This is a genomic window from Parapedobacter tibetensis (assembly GCF_024704835.1).
Classification (GTDB): Bacteria; Bacteroidota; Bacteroidia; order Sphingobacteriales; family Sphingobacteriaceae; genus Parapedobacter; species Parapedobacter tibetensis.
On the sequence record NZ_JAMXBE010000013.1, the window covers coordinates 89611 to 111643 of the forward strand.

Sequence of the window (22033 nt, forward strand, 5' to 3'; positions counted from 1 at the left end):
AGATTTAATAGTTGACGATCTCAAAATCGTTCATCAAACCATATTCAAACGTGTCGTACTGGCTTCCCGGCGGATACCGGTCGGCCTTCCAGAAGCCCGGCCCGGCAATACCCTTTCCTGGTGTGTTATGAAAAGGGCCCAATAAATTTTTAAGCGTTCCAATCACCTCCACTGTGATGCGGTTTGATCCGTTTTTCAGGTAATCCGTAATGTCCAACGTGTTGGGTTCTGCCAGGATGATTCCCGCCTGCCTACCATTTACAGTGATTACGGCCACACTTCCTTTCCACTGATCGAGCTTTACGGCGTATCGGCCATTCCCACCTACCAGTTCCAGTTCTTTCTGATATATTACCCCGTGCGCATACATCGGCAACCCTTGTTTATTCCAGCTGCCGAAATCCAAGGGTTCCGATGCGGTGATGTGCCAGCCCCTGTCCGCAGTGCGGAGGTTAAAATCCCCCAGGATATAAATTGGCTCAATCTCGGCATAAATGCTCATCGGATCGACGGACAGGGTCAGCACGTTTTCGCCTGCCCGAACAAATGCGCCTATCTCCAGTGCACTAAAGGCGCGGTCGAGCCACCACATCTCTCCATCCGGATGGATTTCTTTGCCATTTACACTGATACTGCTCCATAGCGATCCCTGCTCCACCACTGCACGGAATTTCTGATGGTTAACGCCTTCGTCCACAAAAAAACGGTATGTCGCTGTAAACCCGGTACCCGCTGAAAACGTATCCCGCTCTACGATACGTTGTTTGAATTGCGTTTGATTAAACCAAGGATTTCCGGCGCCTTCCGAAAAGCCTAGCTGACGAAATACCAGGTTAGAAGCCCTGGGGACGTAAACATCCTGTAACACGGTGTCCGTACCATGTATCTGCAGATCGCAAAAATCGAGGGTCAGTATATTTTCCGCAGCCCGTCGGATTTCCGTCAGGCCACTCTTCATCGATATACCGTTCGCAGGAAGTAAATAGTCCTTCAGGCCTTGCTGTTTTTGATCAGCGCTGAAAAGCAGCAGACTGCCAGCCGGGGGAACGGTAACGTCAACAACGGCAAATCCACCATCCGCACCGGTTTCCGGGTAACCCAATAGTTCACCTGTAAACAGATCCAGCAGCAGCACATCGCTGCCTTTGATCCGCACGCTGCCTTTCGCCTCCTGTTCCAGACTGGCGTTCGAGAGGAACAATAGCTGGCCATCGTCCAGCAAGCGCCGGTGATGAAACAGGTTTCCTCCTTCCGTATCGATGCGGAAACCGTCGGACCGGAAATGCCGCTCGATTATTTCGCCGGAGAGTTCGCCTGTTTTTTGATACCCCACCATAGTTCCTATTCGCGGCTCGTTGGTTTCCTTACCGTTAATCGTTTTTATCGTTTCAAACCCAAGCACTTTCCCTCCCGCTGCCAGGTATTGTTGGAGTAAATCCAAAGTCTTCCCGTTCAGATTGTCCATTCCGGGTGGAATCACCACCATCGTATAACCCCTTTCACCAACAATAAACTGACCATTCCGGATATTTCCTGCGTAACTGATTATATCTTCTGATCCCAGGTCGTATGCTACCTGCGCCTTTGTAAGCGTGGTTACGAAGTCTTGAAAACGCGACCCAATTTCATAGAACCGTTTATTTTTTCCTCCGGGCCCTGTATACATCCAGGCCGATGTGGTCGGCTCCAGCACCAGGATACTATTTTCCTGACGGCCGCTGGACAGCGCCAGCGATAGACGGGCATAGTACTGGTTCAGGTCGCGGTAATACGGCCACCAAGGGCTGTGATAAGAAAAGCTCGGCGGGTAATCGTATTTCCGGGCGCCGGTAAGCGTCATAAACGAGAGGTGCTGGTTCATGAAATTGACGCCCAGCGCAAACTCCCAGTCGGCCAGTCTTTTCAGGTCTTTGAACGTAACATCCCAGCCGCCCCCGCCGTACGTCTCGCTCAGCGTCCTTTTTTTTCCAAGCTGGTTGGCGACGCTCGACAGCTCCTTTACCGCGCGGATGTTTCCGAACTGTGCATTCGGGCTATTTTCATTAAACTGGTTGAACAGCATATCAATGCCCGGCTGGTCAAACCAAGCATACATCGCCATATTATCCGGCACATGTTGCGGGTCGGGCCACCCATGCTCCCAATAATGGCCGGTCCAGATAAGCCCTTGTTTCGCTGCGTACCGTTGCATTGGTTTAGCCCACCGTTCCGTAAACAGGTGCAAAAGCGCATACTGATAGTTATGCCTTACATGCTTCCAATCGCCCACTTCTTCAAACAGCGACGGCAAATGCTGCTGAAGATCATAACCCCACTGTCGCTTAAACGTACTAAACAGGTCCGGCGTCCAGCGGATCCGGTTGGGGCCTTCCGTCGGAATACTGGGTTCATCTGAAAAGATACCCGGTATGGTTTTTCCGAATTCCGCACCGGCAACATTTCTATACCCCTTAAAAGTGATATCGATGAATTTTTCAGTGACGCCTTCCGCCATCAGGTCTATGTACGAGAATCCGACAGGACCGCTCAATATCCCGCGGTTGGCGGTGTAATACGCTTTGGTGATGAGGTAATAATTGCCCGGTTTTCCGAGGTACGGCCCCATGGATGATGTAATGTCTTCGATCTGGTTACCTTTTACAATAAAGCATGCAACCAGATCATGAAATACAACCGGCAGGAGATTGACCTTGTTCAGCTGAAGCATCTGCCCCTGGTTTTGGGCAGCAGGCATCTGTTCCTGCAGCAAGCCGCCTGCAAATCCGGTAGGATATGAATTCTCATCATATATCCAGACGTTCATCCCGAGTTCCTTCCCCTTTTCTACGGTGTACCTGAACAAGTCAAACCACTCCGGGGATAAGTATTCCGTGACCAATCCGGGGCGCGGATGGACCATAACCCCGCCGAAAGCATTTGCTTTAAATTCGGTCATCATGGAATCGATGATCGTTTTGGTGACCTTAGTATGCCAAACCCATAACGGCGCACTGCCATATTCCTTGCCGGGAGAAGCGAAATGCTCCCGAAGATAAGAAAACGAATCCCGGGAACGCGGAATATCCGGTGCGGGTGATTTACCGGAAAACAATAATGCAAACAAGACCAAGGCAGTCACCTTTAGCCTATCTGTTTTGAGAAATCGATTCATCTTTTTCATATCCTGTTTACTTTAACTTAAGCAGCTCACTGGCCGCAAGCAAAAAAGCACCAACGCCGAAGCCATCGGTATCTTCGTAGGTAGCCGGCTCAGGCTGGTCGCCTATCTTTTGCACATAGCCCAGTTTGCCGTTCGGTCTTTATATTGAGCATATAGTTTACAATACAAATCGCCTATCAGGTAATCATCTGCAAAAAAGCGTCTCTTTCCTTCGCCATTGATGAGTCCGTCCTGCAACCTGCTCCATTTCTTTTCTTTCGTATGGTAGTGATTCAACATCAGGTTGCCATTCCCCGAACCTCCATCCCTATACAGAAACAACAGATCACCATTCGGAAAGCTGTAAAACTCGGGGTAAGTGACCTGTTGCTCTTTTTGGCCGGTCATCGGTAATTTTTCCGACATGACCAAAGCGCCTGGTTCGGTGCTCTTACAGTACCGTAATGGATTGTTGTGATGATCCCATGACATGTGGAGATAGCCATCGCCGTCGACCATAATGCTGATCGCATTATGCGCATCTGTATTGTTCCCTTTATAGGACGTGACTTCCAGCTCCCATTCATCGGTGCCCTGTTGGCGTTTTCCCAACACGACGGTATTGACAGAATTTTGTGCCCAGCCCATGCCCACGTTTGTCATGGTTTGCTGGGTATGCCTTTGCGGATAAGCGGATAAGGGGAACAAAATCAGACTGAAAAAAAATAGTTTAATATCCATAAACGCTGAATTCTCCCAAAACAACGAATCGTTCTGGACCTGATACGGCCACCAGTTTAACGTAACGAGCTTTTGGCAGTGATTCGAAATGGTATAGCTGCTCACCGTTAATTAAGCGGTTGTAATCAAATGTTCCAAGATCGGCCCAATTGATGTTGTCACTGCTCACCAGAAACTGTATCACATCCGGACCACGCGGGTCTACCGGATTAAAAGCATTCGTGGTTCCCCATACGCCCAAACGAGCAATGGTACGCTCCATTCCCAGATCGAACGTAACAAAATGCGGATAATTGGACGTGTTAGCATTCGCGTGCCAGCGCGTGGCATCGGTACCGTCTATGAGGTTTTTTGCCATATTTGCTTCACCGGGATGTTCGGAAGAAACGGCCGCGATGAACCAATCCTTTTTATCAAACTCAAATGGATCGCTTGTCGCAAACTCGGTGTAAAACGTATCAATGGCTAATGAATCCGGAATGAATGCGGTTCTGTATTGGAAAGCAGCGCCTCCCTGGTAATCATCGATCGTTGTTTCGGTTGAATCCACATGCACATGAAGAACCTGTTGAGTATTATCACTCGTATATTTTATTTCCGTTCTGATCGCTCCATTGGCTATATCCGCATCAGCCCATTGCAGTGTCAGGTTACCGTTGGCATCAAGTAGAGCGGTGCTCAACGGCCGCGCCAGCAAGCTTTCCTGATACCTGATCCCATACGCTTTTCCGCTAATTTCTACCGGAACCGAAACATGCCCATCGTCATCAAATGTCTTGATAACAAACGAATAAGTAATTCCTTCTGTTAAGGGCTGGATGATTTGGCTGATCGTATCCCCCTGTTCAGGAATGGGTACGACAACGGAATCAATAAAGTTATTCCAGTAAATAACAGCCCATGTCACATTGGGATCATTGCCCCGTAACCAGCTGATCTGCAGACGATCCTTGCCGGCATAGACCTGCGGCGAAGAAGCCTTCGCCGGATAAGTCGTGCCATTCGGAACAACATACGCTTTATAACTGTCATCCATCTCCTTGCAGCTGAATGCCGAAATCAGCATAGCCGGGATGAGCATTGTATATATTATCGTTTTCATATACTATAATATTTATTTTTGAACCTGTCCGGAAAGGGTAATCTCCGCTATGATAACCTGTCCCGTTGTCGTATTACCGGCCCATGTTTCCATGCTTCTGAAGCGGATGTAACGAACCGGGATCCAAGGGTTGGGGACTTTATCGGTTACCACGAGCTCGAAGTTTTCACCCTGGACATTGGCATACTCCTTGTCTTCCGGTGTGACGGCACCTCCGGGTCCTGACGGCTTAAACGATTCGAATTCGCCGAGTAAAGTCCAGTCTCCACCAGCCAAATCATCACCGGGAACTGCTGCATTAGATCCATACAACTGAAACCTTTTGACATTGGCGCCCGCATATTCCGAATTTTGGCGATGGTGTACTCTGATCCGGCTGATAATCGCCGGATCATTCAGCCTGAACGTAAACGTTTGTGGTATGGGTGAGGTATGGGGTGTTGCAAAGATATCATTGTTCACGCTGGACGTAATATCATCCCAAATCTGGGGCAGGGCATAATTCTGGCTTCCTTCTACAGGAAGATAGGTATCGGATGCTAAGTTGTATTCAATATAAGGTTTTTGTAACCGCTCTTCATACAGGGGAGTCAGCTCTTTGATTAACGTATCCGATTTATTATCCCACCGGTCACGCAGATAAATACCAAACCGGGCATCCAGTGAATCCAGCCCCAGGTATGAAAAGCTTCCGGTGCGCGACTTGGTGTAGAAGGTCTGCAAAGGTCTCCACATACCATTCTTCAGCGAATCGTACATCAGCGAAATGGCCAGATTGGCTTCATATTCATTTTTAAAAGAAATACGCACACCGCCGAACGTTTCGTTCACTTCCAGATCCGGAAACGATAGTTCCACCGCAGGCGGCAACGGTTCGACAAGAACCGTAAGTGGTTCGGAAATCTTTTCGTTCTTACCTACAGCATAAAGGGTAACTGGGTATGAACCAGATGCACCATAACCTTCAATAAGCAGGGTGTCTACATAATATGATGCCCTTGATTCGCGTACCACTCCCCTGTTGGTCGTATAAACGGCCTTCACATAAAGCATATTTTTATCTGTTGGGATTTTATATTGCAGAACCGCGCCGCCTGGTATGTTTTTTACGGAAACGCCGGAAACTGCTCCTGGAGCAGGAGCTGAATCATCTATCAGATTGAGCCGCGTATCCTCTTTACAGGTACTATACAACAGGCCTATTAGGCCAGCTGTAATTAGAAAATATACTTTTTTCATCAGAATAAATTGATTTTAAGTGGCGATGAAGCTTGCCAGCTACCGCAGGCAGCAGTGGTAGCACATGCAGGTTTCATTTTAAACAATAGCTAATTGTAGAACAATGAACAACTACCATCCGATATTCTGTACCATATTGGGGTTGACCGTGAGATCAGCCTGTGCAATGGGCCAGAAATAATCCCGAAGGCGGTATTCCTGCCTGAAAACCAGTCTTGGCCGGTAATAATAAGCGGGGTCGGCCTGTTGTAAATCCCAGCCCTGTATAGGGGTGCCATAATAATCCGCTAAGGTTTTCCAGCGCCGGATATCCCAAAAACGCTGGCCCTCAAAACATAGCTCGTTCAACCGCTCCTGGTGAATGATTTGCCGAAGTCCTTCTTGCGATCTGAACTTATCCGGATTCGTTGAATGTTGTGTCCACGCTTCGTTTACGGACTTCAGGCCAGCACGTTCTCTCACCATATCCACATATTCAAGTGCCTGCGTGCGGTTAGCGTCGGTGTTAGCTGCTTCATTTAATGCTTCTGCATACAGCAGGAACAGATCGCTTAGGCGAAACAGTGGCCAGGCATAATTGCGGATAGAATAGCTTGTCAGGCTGATCTGCACATTTTCAAAGTGAATCCATTTCTTGATCTGATAGCCCGTAATGGGCCCAAAATGGGAACCTCCCGCACCATGCATCTGGCCTTTGCGGCCGGTCATGTAATATAAACTTGACGGATTCCTATCGTCGTAAACACCCTGTCCGTACCATATTCCGCCATCAAAACCCAAATTGGCATAAAACCGAGGCTCCCGTTTAAAATTAAGGTACGCCGTTTGGTAGTCCTGCCTGATATACCGGTTGTCTGCTACTGTTGCGGTTTTCACTTCAAACCTGCGGCTATAGTCCCAGTCTCTGTCTTCCCTGATGGGTACGCCGTTGTTGCTGTAAAACTGCTCAGCGATCTTGATAGGCGCTCCGGTCAGCATTCTCATTTGTGAGTAGTCGATATACCTGATATCCAGCTTAGGAGCTGAGTTTTGCTGTAAATTTGCGGAAAGACTCTGGGTATTGGCCCATATAATATCGTCGTTCCACCGTTCGGCAAAAGCATTGCGCAGGGTGAGTTCTGTTAATATGGTATCTGATAAAGGAAACTGCGGGTTTCCCGGATACGCATACAGTCCCATACCCAATTCGCCTACACACACATCAATGGCATCTTTACAGGCCTGGGCCGCAATAACCCACTTCCCGGCGTCGGACCCCTGGTTAAACAATACAGTCCCATCCGGATTTCTCAAGGTAGTCTGATCGGCATTGCCATTAAACAACGGACTTGCCGCTGTTACCAGTACCCGGGCTTTGAGGGCCAGTGCGATGGGTTTGGTAATACGGCCCAGTTCTTCTCCCCTGCTGGCAATCGTAATGGGTAATCCTTCAACCGATTCATCCAGTAATTGTACGATGTAGCTGACACAGCTATCTACGGGATCCCTTGCGACACGCACATCCTCTTCGCTCGCATCAATGGGTAGATTGACTTTGATGACCGGAATTGGTCCATACATCCGTAACAGGCGAAAGTGATAATACGCTTTCAGGACCTTCACTTCCGAAACCCATTGGTACCGCTCCCAATCCTCCAGATCAGGCACATTGCCGATATTTTCCAAAAAGATATTGCAGGTACGGATTCCTTGATATAGGCTATTCCAGCTGTGAATTAGCGGACTGCTCGCATTCTGCGCACCTAGCGCAATATTAACTGCCTCGTAATTGAAGGGAATGACTGCTCCCGAACCCTGTGGAACTGCCCACACTTCATCCCCACTCATCAATGCAGGGTCTAATCCGATATTCCCGTCCTTTGGCATATAGGAATAACAGGTATACAAATATTTTATCGCTTGGTTCCGCATGGAAAAGGCGTTGTCAATCGTACTGACCCCCTCCGGTACCACATCTAGGTATTTGCACGAACCCAGCAGGAAAATCATTCCGCCTATTAAAACAAGGGGTTTTATACGTTCCTGTAATCTTAAATTTTTCATGCTTGTTAATTGAATGACATGTTTATCCCTAAGTTAAATACCCGCTGTATGGGATAGGCCAAACCATTGCCGGCCATCTCCACATCCCATAATTTGAATTTACTGAATGTAAGTAGGTTGGTACCGCTGAGATACACCCTGAAATTGGATAACCTGAGCCGCTCTATCAGGTCCTGGCTTAAATTATAACCAATTTCTAACTGTTTCAGGCGCAGAAAGGTGCCATCGCGCATGAACCACGTATTGGGTACCACATTGTTTTCATTAATCGTGGTGCTTAATCTGGGCCACAGCGCATATATATTCCGATTCTCCTCAGACCAATGGCTATCGGCGTAGACCTGCAGCAACTGTGTTTCCCTATAAAATGGCGTCGTGGAATTAAGCCATTCCTGGTTGGGTTTACGGCTATTCACTTCGATCCAGAACGACTCGTTGGTTATCCCTTGGAACATGGCAGATAGATCAAAATTTTTGTATCCCAGTGAAAAAGCAAATCCGTAGACAATTTCCGGCACTGTTGGATTGCCAATAGGGACGATATCCAAGCTGTTTACCCGGCCATCCTTGTTCACGTCGGTGTATTTAATATCGCCACCTCCGTATAACGAGTTCCCTACCTCCTGAACCGGAGAGTTGGCGGCCTCCGCATCATCGACAAAGAGCCGTTCAGCGATATAACCATAGGTTTGGCTTAATGGCCGGCCAACATGGTACCGCCAGGGTTCGAGGTAAACGGGTTCTTCATACACTTCATATTTACTGGTCGCGTAGGTAAAGTTGACACGGGCAGCAGCCCACAGATCGGAAGAAAAATTCTGCGTGTAGTCCAAGCTGAAATCGATCCCTTTGCCGGATGCCTCGCCCAAATTGGCCCTGACGGGAGCAGTAAGCCCCATAGTGGTGGGAATGGAAGCCCTCGGCATCAGGATGTTGCTACGGTATTCAGTAAAATAATCAGCAATGATGTTCAGCTTATTCCAAAGGCTTAATTCGACAGCATAATCGGCCTTCCGGGCAGTTTCCCAGCCTATTTCCGGGTTCGCGTACCGGTTAATCAAGACACCGGGCAAGAATTCCGAAAATTCTTCGCCAAAGGTTGCGCCCCGGCCGGCATTTCCCATATCAACCTGTGAAAGATAAAAAAAGCGGTCTTCAGCACGGCCTATCCGGTCATTACCCACTAAACCATACGAGAAACGAAATTTCAATTTAGAAATGGTATTAAGGAAAGGTTCCATAAAACGTTCGTTGGATGCCATCCAGGCCACTCCTGCTGACGGGAAGAAGCCGAACCGGCGTGATTCATGAAAACGTTCGGACCCGTTGTAACCAAAATTAAACTCGCCGAAGTAACGGTCATCATACGAATAGGTGGCACGGCCGGAAAGCCCCAGGTTACGCGATGGCAGTGACAACTGTAGTTCGCCCGTATTGGCGTTCAGGGCTTGCTGAGCCATAAACACGAACAGGCCGCTCAGGTTATGCTTATTGCCAAACAATCTGGAATAATTGGCAATACCCTGAAAGTAGAAGGTAGAATTGGTGACTTTGTCGGGATTAATTTCGGCATAGTCAAGGTACTCTGTCCCGTCGTTCGTCTGAATAAGCGAATAGTTTCCGGTGGCCATATCATAACTACCCATCTGGTAGTAATACGGATTGTAAAATCTATTTACAGAGAATTGCGAAAGCCTAGATATATTTAATAGTCCGTTTACATTCAGTCCTTCCGTCAGAAAGCTCAGGTTTTGTTTCATTTCGAGCTGTGCCAGCAGCTGGGAACGGGATTTATCCTTATATCCCCTTACCATTTCCGCATAAGGGTTTACGAACTCATTATCATCATTACCAAACATGATGTGATTAACGTGTTGGTGCTCGGCATCGAGTGGATAATAGGCCGGAAACCTGACCGGATTGGAGTGCATGATCATCTGATAGGTCTCCGTACCCCCGTTGAGCGGACCGCTGTAATCATCGAAAACACCGCTCAGCCTCACAATTAGCTCAGTAGTTTTACTCAAATCGATGTTCACGGTTGACCGCAGCGTATAAGATTTATTATCAATATTATTATTAAAATTGTTTCGCTTATCTACGTTTAAGATGCCATTATCCTTATTCAGTGAGCCTGCCACGTAATAACGGGCGACACCACCGCCACCGCTTACACTTAGGTTAGCCCGTTGGGTGGTTGCATAGTTTTTCATCAGCATACTCATCCAGTCATTGGTCGGATAACGTATCGGGTCGTAACCTGCAGCTGTAGACTCGATTTTTTCCTGCGAATAAGGTAATTCACCGAGTGGGTCCCTCGTCAACACCGCTTCATTCGCCAGTCTCATATACGTTATGGGGTCGGCCAGCTCGACTTTCCGGGTAGGGGCTGATACCGAATTTTCTATTCTGAAAGAAACTTTTGCCGGACCGACAGTCCCTTGCTTAGTGGTCACCAAAATAACCCCGTTCGCTCCTCTGGCGCCATAGAGCGCGGTGGCGGTTGCGTCTTTCATCACCGAGAAACTGGCGATATCATCCGGCTGGAGCCTAGCTAAATCGGTGGTGGTTAGTTCGATATTATCAATTAAGATCAGCGGGTTGGTGTTGGCACCAAATGTCGTGATGCCCCGTACGAAGAAGTCGGCATTGTCTTGCCCCGGTTCGCCGTTCCGCTGATACGCAATGATCCCCGCCACATTCCCCGCCAACGCAGCGGTCAGGTTGCTCGACGGAATTTTCAGTTGGGAAGGATTCACCGTTGTAACTGCGCCGACCACGTCCTTCTTCTTCTGCCGACCAAAGGCAACCACGACTACTTCATCGATATCCGATTGCTCCAGCGCCAACGTCACGTCCAGCACCGCGTGTTGCTCAACGGGAATTTCCTGGGCCGTATACCCGACCATGGAAAATACGAGTACGCTACCCTCGGGCACAGCCAGTATATAGCGGCCATTCACATCGGTGGATGTACCGATTTCGGATTGGTTTTTCACTTTAACGCTGACACCGGATAACAACGTCCCCGTACTATCGGTCACCGTTCCTCGTACCTCTGTCTGCTGCACGGCGGCCCGCGCGACCGTTGTCTGTAGCAAACAGATGGGCCATAATAATAATAGAAATGCGATAATACTTTTCATAATCGATTATTGTTTGACATGTTGTAACGCGTTCATCTTATTGAACGATTCCTACGCTGCGAAAGCCATTCGTATAATGCTATACGTAGTCCACTAATGCCACCCTTGGTTAATTAGGAGGAGGCCATCGTTCTTACACTTCGAAGTGTCCGTACCAAACCAATGATACGCTATAAGACACAACGGGAAACGATTTCACTGGTTGATAACGTAAATTTGCTGCATATCACAATTTTTTAGTTTTTATGTTTTAGGTTTTTAGGTGACACGCTCAACAAAACTATACCGTGTTCACCAAAACTATCTTAGTTTTACCATAAATAATTTGATGTTCAAAGATATTTTTCGTTATCTTACATCAACATACACAAACTGATATTATACATATAAATTATGACAGGCTGTAAATCCGCTTAACCATGAAGAAATACTACAAATACCTGCCCGTGGGCATCGAAGATGAAAAATGGGGGTTATGTATACTGAATGTGGGGTTTGGCACCATCCCGTTGTCATCGGTTTATCCAAGTCCAAACCATCCTCCCTCCTATTATTTCAATTGGGAAAAGGGACGTGTGCTGAGCGAATATCAGCTGATTTACATCACACAGGGCGGGGGCATATTCGAATCTAAGACGGGTGGAGAAATCGCCATAAAAGAAGGGACTGTTATCATGCTCTTTCCAGACGAATGGCATCGTTATAAGCCAAATGAAAACACGGGTTGGAATGAACATTGGGTTGGATTCAAGGGACCCATTATTGACCGGTTGATCAAACACCATATTTTCGGACCACAAAAACCCGTCATCCAAATCGGATTGCGTGATGAAATCATTACTTTTTTCAATGACATAGCGGAACGGACGAAAACGGAGTTCACCGGTTACCAACCGCTCATATCAGGCGAAGTCTTGCACCTGTTGGGTTTTGTTCATGCCATCAGCAAGGAGAATGCACTGAGTTATGATAAAGATGATATGCACGAATTGGTAAGCAAGGCCAGGGTGATATTCCGCGAAAATGTCGAAACCACGATAACAGCCGAAGAAGTATCGGATGAATTGAGGGTGAGTTACTCCCTTTTCCGGAAGGTATTCAAAAAATATACCGGTATCTCCCCGGGTCAATACCTCATCCAGCTCAAAATCGAAAAGGCCAAGCTGTTGCTAACCTTTCCGGATAAGCTCATTAAGGAGGTGGCCTATGATTTAGGTTTTGACTCGTGCTTTTACTTTTCAAAACTGTTCAAGGAGAAAACAGGGTATTCACCCGTCAAATATCGCGAAAAGTACCTGGGGCGTTTAGCGTCCCGGCTGCATCGCTGATGCTGCCATCTTTTTGCCCGCCTCCAGCAGATAGCTACTTGATTGCAACTCATATTGCGATTGGCCCGATCAGAAAAGTTCCAATGGGTTGATCATCAAGAATTCCTCCCAGGGGATGCCCGAGTGTCCAACCAGCAGCACGCGATCCGGCGCTACTGCTTTACGGAATGCCGGCATGTTGGTGCCCGTTTGAATGCTGCCGCTCTTGACCTCTATACCGATGACCTTGCCCCTACGTTCCAATACAAAATCCACCTCATAGCCAGATTCTCGCCAATAAGAAACCTGATATCCATCGGTATTGGCTCCATTTATCAGGTGTGCCCCGACGGCCGATTCGACCATATGGCCCCATTCATCCGGTTGCTGGCGGACTTCGTCGAATTGTTCGTTACGTTGTGCACTGATCAACGCCGTGTTGTGCACTTGGAACTTGGGGCTTGATGAACGTTTCCTCACTAACTTCGGATCGTGCTTTTCCAGCCCGCTGAGCAAGCCCGCTGTATTCAATAATTCAAGGTAATGCGCCAACGTAGTGGTATTTCCTGCATCCACCAATTGGCCAAGCATCTTGGTATAGGCCATGATTTTCCCCGAATAAATGCATCCCAATTCAAACAACCGTTTCATCAGGGCAGGCTTGTCCACACGGGTCAGCATAAGAATATCCCTAGATATACTCGTTTCGATCAACGAATCGTGTACATACCGCTTCCAGCGATCTTCGTCATCGATGAGCGTAGCAGCTCCGGGATAACCACCAAACCAGACATAGGTAGATACATCCCAGCTGAACGCATCCCGCATCTCCGCAAAAGACCAATGCCCGAGGTATGAGGTCTCAAATCGGCCGGCGAGCGACTCGGTCAGCCCTTGCTGCAATAACAGACGTGACGAACCCAGTAGAATTACCTTGATATTGCGCTGCTCCCGGCTATCGGTATCCCAGAGTAGTTTGACGGTCTCGCTCCAGTTCGCTATCTTCTGTATTTCGTCAATCACCAAGAGGAATTCAGGTGTTCCGCGCTGCTTCATCATCAACCGTGCCGTCTCCCACTGCTGTTCCAGCCAGGCCGCCCCCGCTGCAGGCACAGCGTCTGCCGTAACGAAATGAAAAGGATACTCATATCCGGCCGTAAGTTGGGTCACCAATGTCGTTTTTCCGACCTGCCGAGGTCCCATGATTACCTGGATAAATCGTCTTGGCTCATTTACTCGACGAGTAAGATCCTGTAAATAAGGCCTTTCATACATGATTTGCAATTTACTCAATATACTGAGTAAAAGTACTCAATATATTGAGTAAATACAATATTTTTTATGTAACAGTTAACAAATGTTAGAACCGTTGAATGGGTATTGATTGAATGATGATCAACATGCAATGCTCCAGACCACTTCAGCTCATCGAAGTGGTCTGGAACATGCATCATCAGGCGCTTCGACTATTCGTTACTGGATGTGCCATTTGGATTCAACACGGTTTTTGCCACGATGGATCCATTCAGCACATGAAACATGAATTGCTCGGCATCCGTATAGTCAGGTGCGATTTTACGTAGGTCTACCTTCACGTTCAGCTTGGCATCAGGGTCGAAGGCTGCTTCCTCGCCCTCGTACACGATGACCAATCGCAGGGTGGCGGGATACGACAGTTGGATCTGTCCATCCCAGATGACCTTGAAATCTGCTGCCTCGCTGCCACCTTTGAGTGAAATGACCAAGAAATCTCCTTTCCGATTGACGTTTTCGATGTGGAATATGTTGGTCGTTTCGTTATCGCGCTCGCGTAAGGCGCTTTCGAATAGCTTGGGGCTCCGCAATAGGTTCACGTCAAGCGCCTGCGGATCTTCTATTGCAGGGTTCTCTATTTTGTTGCAGGCGGCAAGGAGCACCAGTAATAATACCGCTGTAGAAATAAGTCCTTTGATGTTCATGTTTTTTTTCATGCCTTAGATTTTAATTTTTAGTGAATCATTTTTGTTATTAACCGTATAAACACACCTTTACTGCCCAACGCTACAAGAAATCTCCTTTTTTAGAAAGCGACCTTCAATCGCAGGCCACCATACGGTACGCCCTTGCGTGAATTAGCTTGGCCTACAGGTAATTTGAAATAGGGTTCGGCGGTCAAGGACAGGTTGTCGCCAATGGATATTCGCTTGCCTGCCGAAAACTGGATGAATCCCAGCGGATGCATGAAATCCCGGTCAGTAGCAGGGTAACGGGCCTCATACTCCACGAGTTCATAACGCTTTCCGGGCTCACCTGTTAGGGGGTCGGTAAACTCTACCGGACGCAGCGCTTTCTCATGGTAAACCAAATTTTTGTCCTCCCGGAGCACGACGAAAGAGGAAACTCCCACAGCGGCATATAGCCCTTCGTTAATGTGGTAGCTTACCGATAGCGGGATGTCGAATCCCGAAACCTGATTTTCCGTTCCGGTCAATAACTTATTTTCCGATTCTGAAATCGCTTGCTCCAATCTGTTATTTATGCCAAGGTGTTGCCAGCCGATTCCTCCTTGCAGCGACACGCGGGGCGACATTGCGTATATCGCCGTAACACCGCCACCGAAGTAAGCCCTGTCAGTAATGGCGGTCGACACTTCGAAACCGAAGTTCCATGGTTTTTTGGTTGGGGTGGCGTTGCCGTCCTCCATGGGATACCGATTTGTCGCGAGTAGCGCTTCCTGATCCCTCGAAGAATCTTGCGCTGGCCGAGCCGGGAGGTTAGCATGTTCCTGCTGACCGGTAGGCAATCCAGCACTTAAAGGCGTTTGCGTAGCGGCCAGATCTCGGTTGGGCACGTGCCTAGGGGTTTGCACGGCGTAGCTGGGTTGGGGGGCTGGGGCTGATGCCTCGTGCGCGATGTGCGCCTTAGTCGATGGTGCAGAAACAACTGGTGCTGCGATAAGGCGTGGAGTTTTTTGACCCACGGCTTCCTCCAGGTGTCTACCGTTCGTTGTGTTGCCGGTATCCATACGGTTCGTCGGTACGAGAAGGAAGGCCAGCATTACCGCCGCGGCTATCGAAGCCCATCTCAGGGCAGTGATTCGTTGTCGGCGCCCTACCTTTTTGGCGAACTCTTCCCACCGACCCTTCTCATAAGGAATTTCGTAATGCGCCAATGCATCCCGCAGTTTTTTTGGCAACTGGTTGTCTTGACGATGGTCCATGTTATTTTAAATGAAGTCTGCTATATAATGTGCGCAGCCGCTCCTTGGCTTTGGAGAGGTAACCCCTGCTTGTGCCAGCGGGGATTCCCAGCAGCTGGCTGATTTCCTCATGCGTGTAACCCTCGATTTCATACAGGCTGAATACCGCGCGGTGTAGCGAAGGCAAGCGGTCCAGCATCCGAATGAAATCTTCCACCTCCAACCGGTCTTCTGCCGGGCCGGGCTGCTCATAATACGTGAGGTCTTCGCTGTATACAAAGAGAATCCTCCTTTTCCGCAATGTGTTAAGGGCTGTATGGGCGGTTATCCTGGCCATCCATACCCGGAATGCCGCTTCAAATTCGGATGGAAGCTCTGGGCATTCGAATCGTTCGGCATGCTTGAACAGCTTCATGAAGCTATCATTGACCACTTCACAGGCAGCTTCCTTATCGCCAACGTAGCGCATGGCAACCCCCATGAGATACCCCCAAAAATGCTTATACATACGTTCCTTTAACCGGCTGTCAAGCGGTTTCTTTTTCAGGATAGCCACCCTGAACTGCTCCATGTTTATGTTCACGCTGACGTTGGGATCCTGAATAGCTAAATAATAGTGCTGTTACCTTTTTTGGTTAAACACTGAATTCAGTCATGGTGCTACAGGTATTTGGTTTTTTTTGTTTGGGAGTTTACAATGCTTTTAAATAAGCTTGTTGACACATTACGCGTGGATAAAACAGGGCTTTTAGATTAGTTCGGATGGTACAGTTCGTGCTATGCTACCAAGTCAAAGCTTCATTATTGTACTTCCCTTTATATTCCAATGGCGGCATTCCCGTGATTTTTTTAAACACCTCTCGAAACGCTTTTACATCCGAGTACCCGACATCATACATTACTTCATTGATTGCTTTGCGGTTTGTTTCAAAAGCTTTTTTAGCTGCTTCAATTTTTACTCTCTGCGCATATTCAATGGGCGTATTTCCAGTGGCTTTTATAAACCTTCTGTCAAAATTTCGCCTGCTGACGGAAAATTTGGAGGACAAATCTTCTATGTGTATTTTTTCATGCAAGTTGTTTTCAATATAAGTTTGCGCTTCTTTTACCATTTCATCCCCATGTTCTTTTTGCCCTTTGAAAATGATAACTGCAGATTGGCTTTGCCTATCCATTTCGATCTGGAATATTTTAGAATAATAGATAGCTGTTTGCCTGTCAAAATATTTTTCTACAAGATAGATGATAAGATTCAGGAAGGAATAGGCCCCTCCATTTGTATAAATCCCTTGTTCGTCTGTTATTAATTTTTCAGGTTGTAGGTTTACCTTGGGGAACATATTCCTGAACGTATTGACTGCTGACCAATGGGCAGAACAACTTTTCCCATTAAGCAAGCCTGATGCTTGCCCATCAGGCACGATAATGGTCAGGTGTTTCATGATTTGAATTTTCTGTAAAGGTAATAAATATGGCTGTCCAAATCAACCTGCTATAAAGTCCATTTTACACCCTTGCCAAGTGATATTTAGTCAATACATTTACAGCATAAATTTTATAGCAATTAAAAATCAAAAAAATGACAACAACAGAAACAACCGTTAAAATGATATTAGACAGGTGGAATGCATCCATAAAAAATTTTGGTGATCTGCTGAATTCGCTTACGGATGAGCAACTGCAAAAAGAAATTGCACCAAAAAGAAACAGGGGAGTTTATTTAATAGGTCATCTTATAGCTGTTCACGATTTAATGATTCCATTATTAGATATGGGAGAAAAATTGTATCCCAACTTGCAACAATCCTTTTTTGAATTGCCAGATAAAGCGGTTGCAGAAATTCCTTCTGCAAAAGAACTGAGAGAATGCTGGATCAAACATTGCGAATGGCTAAGACAAAAATTTGAAAGCCTAAAACCTGAACAGTGGTTTGACAAACATACCGTTGTTTCTGACGAAGATTTTGCCAAAGAGCCACACCGCAACAAATTAAATATTATCGTAACAAGAACATCCCATCTGCAATACCATACAGGACAGTTTGTATTACTTAAATAATTGAAAATGAAAACGAAAAAATGAAGTAATATTATCGATTTTGGTTTTTCTGTGTCTGTTGTAAGTTACAGCCACGGAACCAACCCTGATTCTACAAAAGAAACATTAATAAAAACAAATAAAAACATGGAAAGTAAAGATTTTAACATCACCATTTTGGTGAATCAAACACCAGCCGAAGTGTTCAAAGCCCTCTTAAATGTCCGCGGTTGGTGGTCGGGCTTATACGGCGAATCGTTCGAAGGCAGTTCAGAAAAACCCGGTGACGAGTTTACATTCCTGGCAGGTGGTGGAGCGCATTATACTAAACAGAAGCTGGTAGAACTAGTACCCGACAAAAAACTGGTTTGGCTGGTAACGGAAAGCAATCTCAGCTTTGTCGAAAAAACCAACGAATGGACAGGAACCAAAATTTGTTTCGAAATTTCCAAAGAGCAGGACAAAACCAAAGTTGTATTCACTCATATGGGCCTGGTTCCGGAATTTGAATGCTACGATTCCTGTGCTCCCGCATGGACACAATACGTATTGGAAAAACAATTGAAATTAAATTAAAACAAATAAAATCAAAAATAAAAATATGGAAAATAAAAATTTCACGGCAACCATTTGGGTTGACCAAAATCCGAATGTGGCTTATAATGCCATAAAAAACTTTCGTGCTTGGTGGTCGGAAGAAATTGAAGGCAATACCGATCAACTCCATGGAGAATTTTTCTATCACTACAAAGACATCCATTTGTGTAAGCTGAAACTTGTCGAAATGGTTTCCGACAAAAAATTGGTTTATCAGGTATTGGAGAACGAATTCAACTTTATCAATGACAAAACCGAATGGGTGAACACGCAATTGGTTTTTGAGATTGTCAAAGAAGGCGAAAAAACAAAAGTGAAATTCACTCACGAAGGCCTAGTACCTGCCTATGAATGCTACGAAGTTTGTAATGATGCTTGGACGAGCTATATACAAGGGAGTTTACAAAGTTTAATCACAACAGGGAAAGGCAAGCCAAACCCTAAAGAGGGTGGACTTAATGCCGAATTGGTAGAAAAATGGGGCTTACCGAAAAAGTAGTTTTATGATCAATCAAACTTTGGAATTGCAATGGTCTACTGGAGACAGTTGCTGACCTTTCCGGATAAGCTCAGTAATGAGGCGAAAAGTACCTGAGGCGTTTAGCGTCCCGGCTGCATCGCTGATGCTGCCATCTTTTTATCTGCCTCCAGCCGATAGCTCCCTGATTGCAACTCATATTGTAAAAAATCCCCTTTCATCCCCAACTCAGTAATGGAGTCGTATGGTGTCACATTTACAGCTTCCTCGACCCGTAACTGAAGAATGGCTACGCTATTTGGTGGCACGGTTAGTTCCAGCATAAGTCGTCCATTTTCCCTTGACCATTTCGATTCGATACTTCCTGCCGGGGAATCGAAAGCCGCTTTGGCCCAGCTTACAGCTGTCGCATTTGCGGCCGGGGGACGGATGATGAACCGACGGAAGCCGGGATATTCAGGATCCCTGCGGATACCCGCCAACCCATCAATGTACCATGCACCGGGGTAGAGGTATGAACTATGCAGCAGCGAATGTCCCGGCAGGTCTTTTTCCCACATCTCCCAGATGGTGGTAGCTCCGTGTTCCTTCATGTATCCCCAGCTGGGGTAAGTGGTTTTGGATACCATGCTGTAAATCAAATCGTCCCTACCTTCCTCACGAAGGAACTTGAATAGCAAAGCCCCGCCGGTAATGCCCGTATGGATATGCCCGCGGCGCACATGGAGGATCTCCCGCTCCAGTCGCTGCATTACCCGTCCCCGTATTCCTTCTGGTGGGATGCCCGCCAGCAATGCCGCGGCTAGGTTGGCCATCGAACCATCTGCATAGCTGTCGTCTGTTTCATTGAAAAACCGTGCATGCGTGGCTTTGGCTGATGCCTCGGCCCGCCGATTCCATCGGTCAGCCTCGGTTGTGTGCCCCAGCACATGGGCGACCTTGGCCGCCGTGCGCAGGTTGAATACATAATAGGCATTATTCAGACACAACGTTTCGGGCTTATCATTATTCATCCCCTCGGCCGTGGCATTGGGCCATAGCCAGTCGCCCAGAAAGTCCCATTGCCCGCCGAAGCGTTGCAAGAGATCAGCTTCTGTGTTGGAATTGAGGAAGCTGAGCCATCCTTCAATCAGTCCAAAATTCTTTTCTAACACCTGTTTATCCCCATAGTGCTGGTACATAAACCACGGCAGGGTAACCACAATACCGCCCCAAGCCGGGCCACCTCCGCCCCAATAGGTAGGCGCCGTATGGGGAAGGACGCCATTGCCAAGCATCCTTCCGCTACCCACCACCTTCCGTGCATGGTTAGTATCGAGCATATTGCCTACCATGGATTCGGTGCCCTGCACATCCCGCCAATCTTCCATCCACTTCGTATAGAACGCGCCTAATTGGTAATTGAACATCCCGGTCTCACTCGTGGCGTGGGCATCGCCTCCGTACCCCATGCGCTCCCGTTGGGGGCAGTCTACAATGTAACCGCCCAAAGAAAGGTTTTCGAATGTCCACCGTACACGATCGTATATCCAATTTTGTAGGGAATCCGAGCATTCAAATCGGGTGGCGTTTTGATAGTTCGTTCGTACCATCCATCCCTTAATGTCGTTGATAGCGGGTTGTTCTTTTAGCCCCCGTATCGTAATCCACCGGCCGGAGCTGTAGTTGAAGCGGTTGCGGAATGTGCCTTTACCACTTGGCCCAATAATATAGGCGCTATGAAGGTTGAATGTCATATCATCCTGTTCCCGTTCGGAATACTGGAACCGGACGGTATCTCCCTCCTGTCCCTTTACATTGACTGCTGTCCATCCTGCAAAATTCACCCCCATATCCACACGATATGAGCCATCGGGCCGTGCCTCCACGCTTACCGGCCTGATTTCATCGAACAACCGGTTGGGTGCTACCAGCTGTGCTGAAAGCTTCAGTTGAGTTGGATATTCGATGGCCGTTTTCCAATCCGTCTCATCGCATGTAATCTTGTTCCAATCGGTTATCTCTTTGCGGGCATCCCACAGTTCACCCCCCATCTTCGCAAAGTCCCATTTGCCAAGGAGTTTATTCGGACTGGGGTGGGTTTTCCATGAGTTGTCTGTCATTACGGTCGCCATTGGTGTTGCATTGGCCGCCGGAAACCGTTCCCGATAAATGACCGCCTGCGCCATTACGATGGGTGTAAGCGGACGGTCGCCATGGAGGATATACGCCGGAAAAATGGACCATGAGGTCCCTAACCAAATGGCTATCACGTTTGTTCCCCGTTTAAGTTCTCCGGCGATATCATACGCCACGTATCGTGCCCGTTTGGTATGGTCGGTCACAGCTGGCGCCAGTACATCTTCCCCGACGCGTTTACCGTTTACATAGAGTTCGTGATAACCTACCGACGCCAGGAATAACGTGGCCTTCCCAGGCTTTTTACTAAGTTCAACGGTTTTGCGGAACCACGGATCCGAAATGTTGTTGTCAGCGGCAGCCGGGTCGTATAATTCATCGCTTCCAATCCATTTGGCTAGCCATTCATGCTGCTCGAACAGGCCTGTGGACCAATAGGCGGATTCGCTCCATGCCGAAGCCACCCCATTTTCGTCTTTTACCTGCACTTTCCAGTGGTAGGTTCGGTCAGATTGCAGCTGCTGTCCACCGTATTGGATATGTTGCATTTCATCCGACTCCACCCATCCACTATCCCATATATCTGTTTTGCCCTTGGCCAGCAACCTATTTGTGGAGGCCACCAGTATCCGGTAGGCCGTTTGCCGTTTCCCGAAGGCATTTTTATTAGTGGCCTGGAGTATCCAGCCCAGCCGTGGGTGAGCCTCATCTATGCCTCTTGGATTTTCGAGGTATTCACAACGAAGTTGGGCAGGAGAAACCGAGCGCTGCGATCTTGCGGATACCGGTGTAGTTAATGGTAAATTTATACCAACAACCATAAATAGCAAGAAGACTTTGTTAATGGCAATCATAAAATATTAAACTGGATAAAAACGAAAGTAAGGATATTTTCTCGTTACACCCA

General features: G+C 47.5%; 17 protein-coding genes. 4 read left to right on the top strand and 13 right to left on the bottom strand.

Going from position 1 to position 22033, the window contains the following annotated elements:
* Window positions 1–4: 4 nt before the first annotated feature.
* The 7 genes from NF543_RS18745 to NF543_RS18775 all read right to left on the bottom strand — a co-directional run bounded on the left by NF543_RS18745 (window position 5) and on the right by NF543_RS18775 (window position 11410).
* Window positions 5–3160 carry a glycosyl hydrolase gene (locus tag NF543_RS18745; RefSeq protein WP_257669719.1) on the bottom strand — a complete coding sequence of 1052 codons (3156 nt, stop codon included), beginning with the start codon at window positions 3158–3160 and terminating at the stop codon, window positions 5–7.
* 7 nt (window positions 3161–3167) lie between these two features.
* Window positions 3168–3275: a glycoside hydrolase family 88 protein gene (locus NF543_RS18750; protein WP_257669720.1), complete on the bottom strand. Its 108-nt coding sequence runs from the start codon at window positions 3273–3275 to the stop codon at window positions 3168–3170.
* Window positions 3263–3880, bottom strand: a complete 618-nt coding sequence (locus NF543_RS18755; protein ID WP_257669721.1) for a BNR-4 repeat-containing protein — start codon at window positions 3878–3880, stop codon at window positions 3263–3265. Before NF543_RS18755 ends, NF543_RS18750 begins: the two co-directional genes overlap by 13 nt.
* Window positions 3870–4982: a DUF4998 domain-containing protein gene (locus NF543_RS18760; RefSeq protein ID WP_257669722.1), complete on the bottom strand. Its 1113-nt coding sequence runs from the start codon at window positions 4980–4982 to the stop codon at window positions 3870–3872. Before NF543_RS18760 ends, NF543_RS18755 begins: the two co-directional genes overlap by 11 nt.
* A 12-nt stretch (window positions 4983–4994) precedes the next feature.
* Window positions 4995–6221 (bottom strand): DUF4959 domain-containing protein, encoded by a 1227-nt coding sequence (locus tag NF543_RS18765; RefSeq protein ID WP_257669723.1) that lies wholly within the window; start codon window positions 6219–6221, stop codon window positions 4995–4997.
* 111 nt (window positions 6222–6332) lie between these two features.
* The gene (locus NF543_RS18770) at window positions 6333–8264 is read right to left on the bottom strand and encodes a RagB/SusD family nutrient uptake outer membrane protein (RefSeq protein WP_257669724.1); all 1932 of its coding nucleotides are present in this window, start codon (window positions 8262–8264) and stop codon (window positions 6333–6335) included.
* Between the two features lie 5 nt (window positions 8265–8269).
* Entirely contained in the window at window positions 8270–11410 is a 3141-nt protein-coding gene (locus NF543_RS18775; RefSeq protein ID WP_257669725.1) for a SusC/RagA family TonB-linked outer membrane protein, read from the bottom strand.
* A gap of 419 nt (window positions 11411–11829) precedes the next feature.
* Here NF543_RS18775 and NF543_RS18780 point away from each other — a divergent pair, with 419 nt between their 5' ends.
* Complete coding sequence (locus NF543_RS18780; protein ID WP_257669726.1) at window positions 11830–12738, top strand: AraC family transcriptional regulator; 909 nt, start codon at window positions 11830–11832, stop codon at window positions 12736–12738.
* Between the two features lie 69 nt (window positions 12739–12807).
* Here NF543_RS18780 and NF543_RS18785 read toward each other — a convergent pair whose 3' ends face one another.
* The 5 genes from NF543_RS18785 to NF543_RS18805 all read right to left on the bottom strand — a co-directional run bounded on the left by NF543_RS18785 (window position 12808) and on the right by NF543_RS18805 (window position 17235).
* Window positions 12808–13992 carry an ATP-binding protein gene (locus NF543_RS18785; RefSeq protein ID WP_257669727.1) on the bottom strand — a complete coding sequence of 395 codons (1185 nt, stop codon included), beginning with the start codon at window positions 13990–13992 and terminating at the stop codon, window positions 12808–12810.
* Between the two features lie 191 nt (window positions 13993–14183).
* Complete coding sequence (locus NF543_RS18790; RefSeq protein ID WP_257669728.1) at window positions 14184–14687, bottom strand: hypothetical protein; 504 nt, start codon at window positions 14685–14687, stop codon at window positions 14184–14186.
* A gap of 89 nt (window positions 14688–14776) precedes the next feature.
* Window positions 14777–15916 (bottom strand): hypothetical protein, encoded by a 1140-nt coding sequence (locus NF543_RS18795; protein ID WP_257669729.1) that lies wholly within the window; start codon window positions 15914–15916, stop codon window positions 14777–14779.
* Window position 15917: 1 nt separating this feature from the next.
* A complete protein-coding gene (locus NF543_RS18800; protein ID WP_257669730.1) occupies window positions 15918–16466 on the bottom strand; it encodes an RNA polymerase sigma factor in 549 nt (182 codons plus the stop codon).
* 211 nt (window positions 16467–16677) lie between these two features.
* The gene (locus tag NF543_RS18805) at window positions 16678–17235 is read right to left on the bottom strand and encodes a GlxA family transcriptional regulator (RefSeq protein ID WP_257669731.1); all 558 of its coding nucleotides are present in this window, start codon (window positions 17233–17235) and stop codon (window positions 16678–16680) included.
* Window positions 17236–17474: 239 nt separating this feature from the next.
* On the opposite strand from NF543_RS18805, the gene NF543_RS18810 reads away from it, so the two are divergent.
* The 3 genes from NF543_RS18810 (at window position 17475) to NF543_RS18820 (ending at window position 19029) form a co-directional block, all read left to right on the top strand.
* On the top strand, window positions 17475–17954 hold the full coding sequence (locus NF543_RS18810; RefSeq protein WP_257669732.1) for a DinB family protein: 480 nt from the start codon (window positions 17475–17477) through the stop codon (window positions 17952–17954).
* 126 nt (window positions 17955–18080) lie between these two features.
* Window positions 18081–18509 carry an SRPBCC family protein gene (locus tag NF543_RS18815; protein WP_257669733.1) on the top strand — a complete coding sequence of 143 codons (429 nt, stop codon included), beginning with the start codon at window positions 18081–18083 and terminating at the stop codon, window positions 18507–18509.
* 25 nt (window positions 18510–18534) lie between these two features.
* Window positions 18535–19029, top strand: a complete 495-nt coding sequence (locus tag NF543_RS18820) for an SRPBCC family protein (protein WP_257669734.1) — start codon at window positions 18535–18537, stop codon at window positions 19027–19029.
* A gap of 101 nt (window positions 19030–19130) precedes the next feature.
* Here the strand turns inward: NF543_RS18820 and NF543_RS18825 are convergent, their stop codons facing one another.
* Window positions 19131–21980 (bottom strand): family 78 glycoside hydrolase catalytic domain, encoded by a 2850-nt coding sequence (locus NF543_RS18825; protein ID WP_257669735.1) that lies wholly within the window; start codon window positions 21978–21980, stop codon window positions 19131–19133.
* Window positions 21981–22033 lie beyond the last annotated feature (53 nt).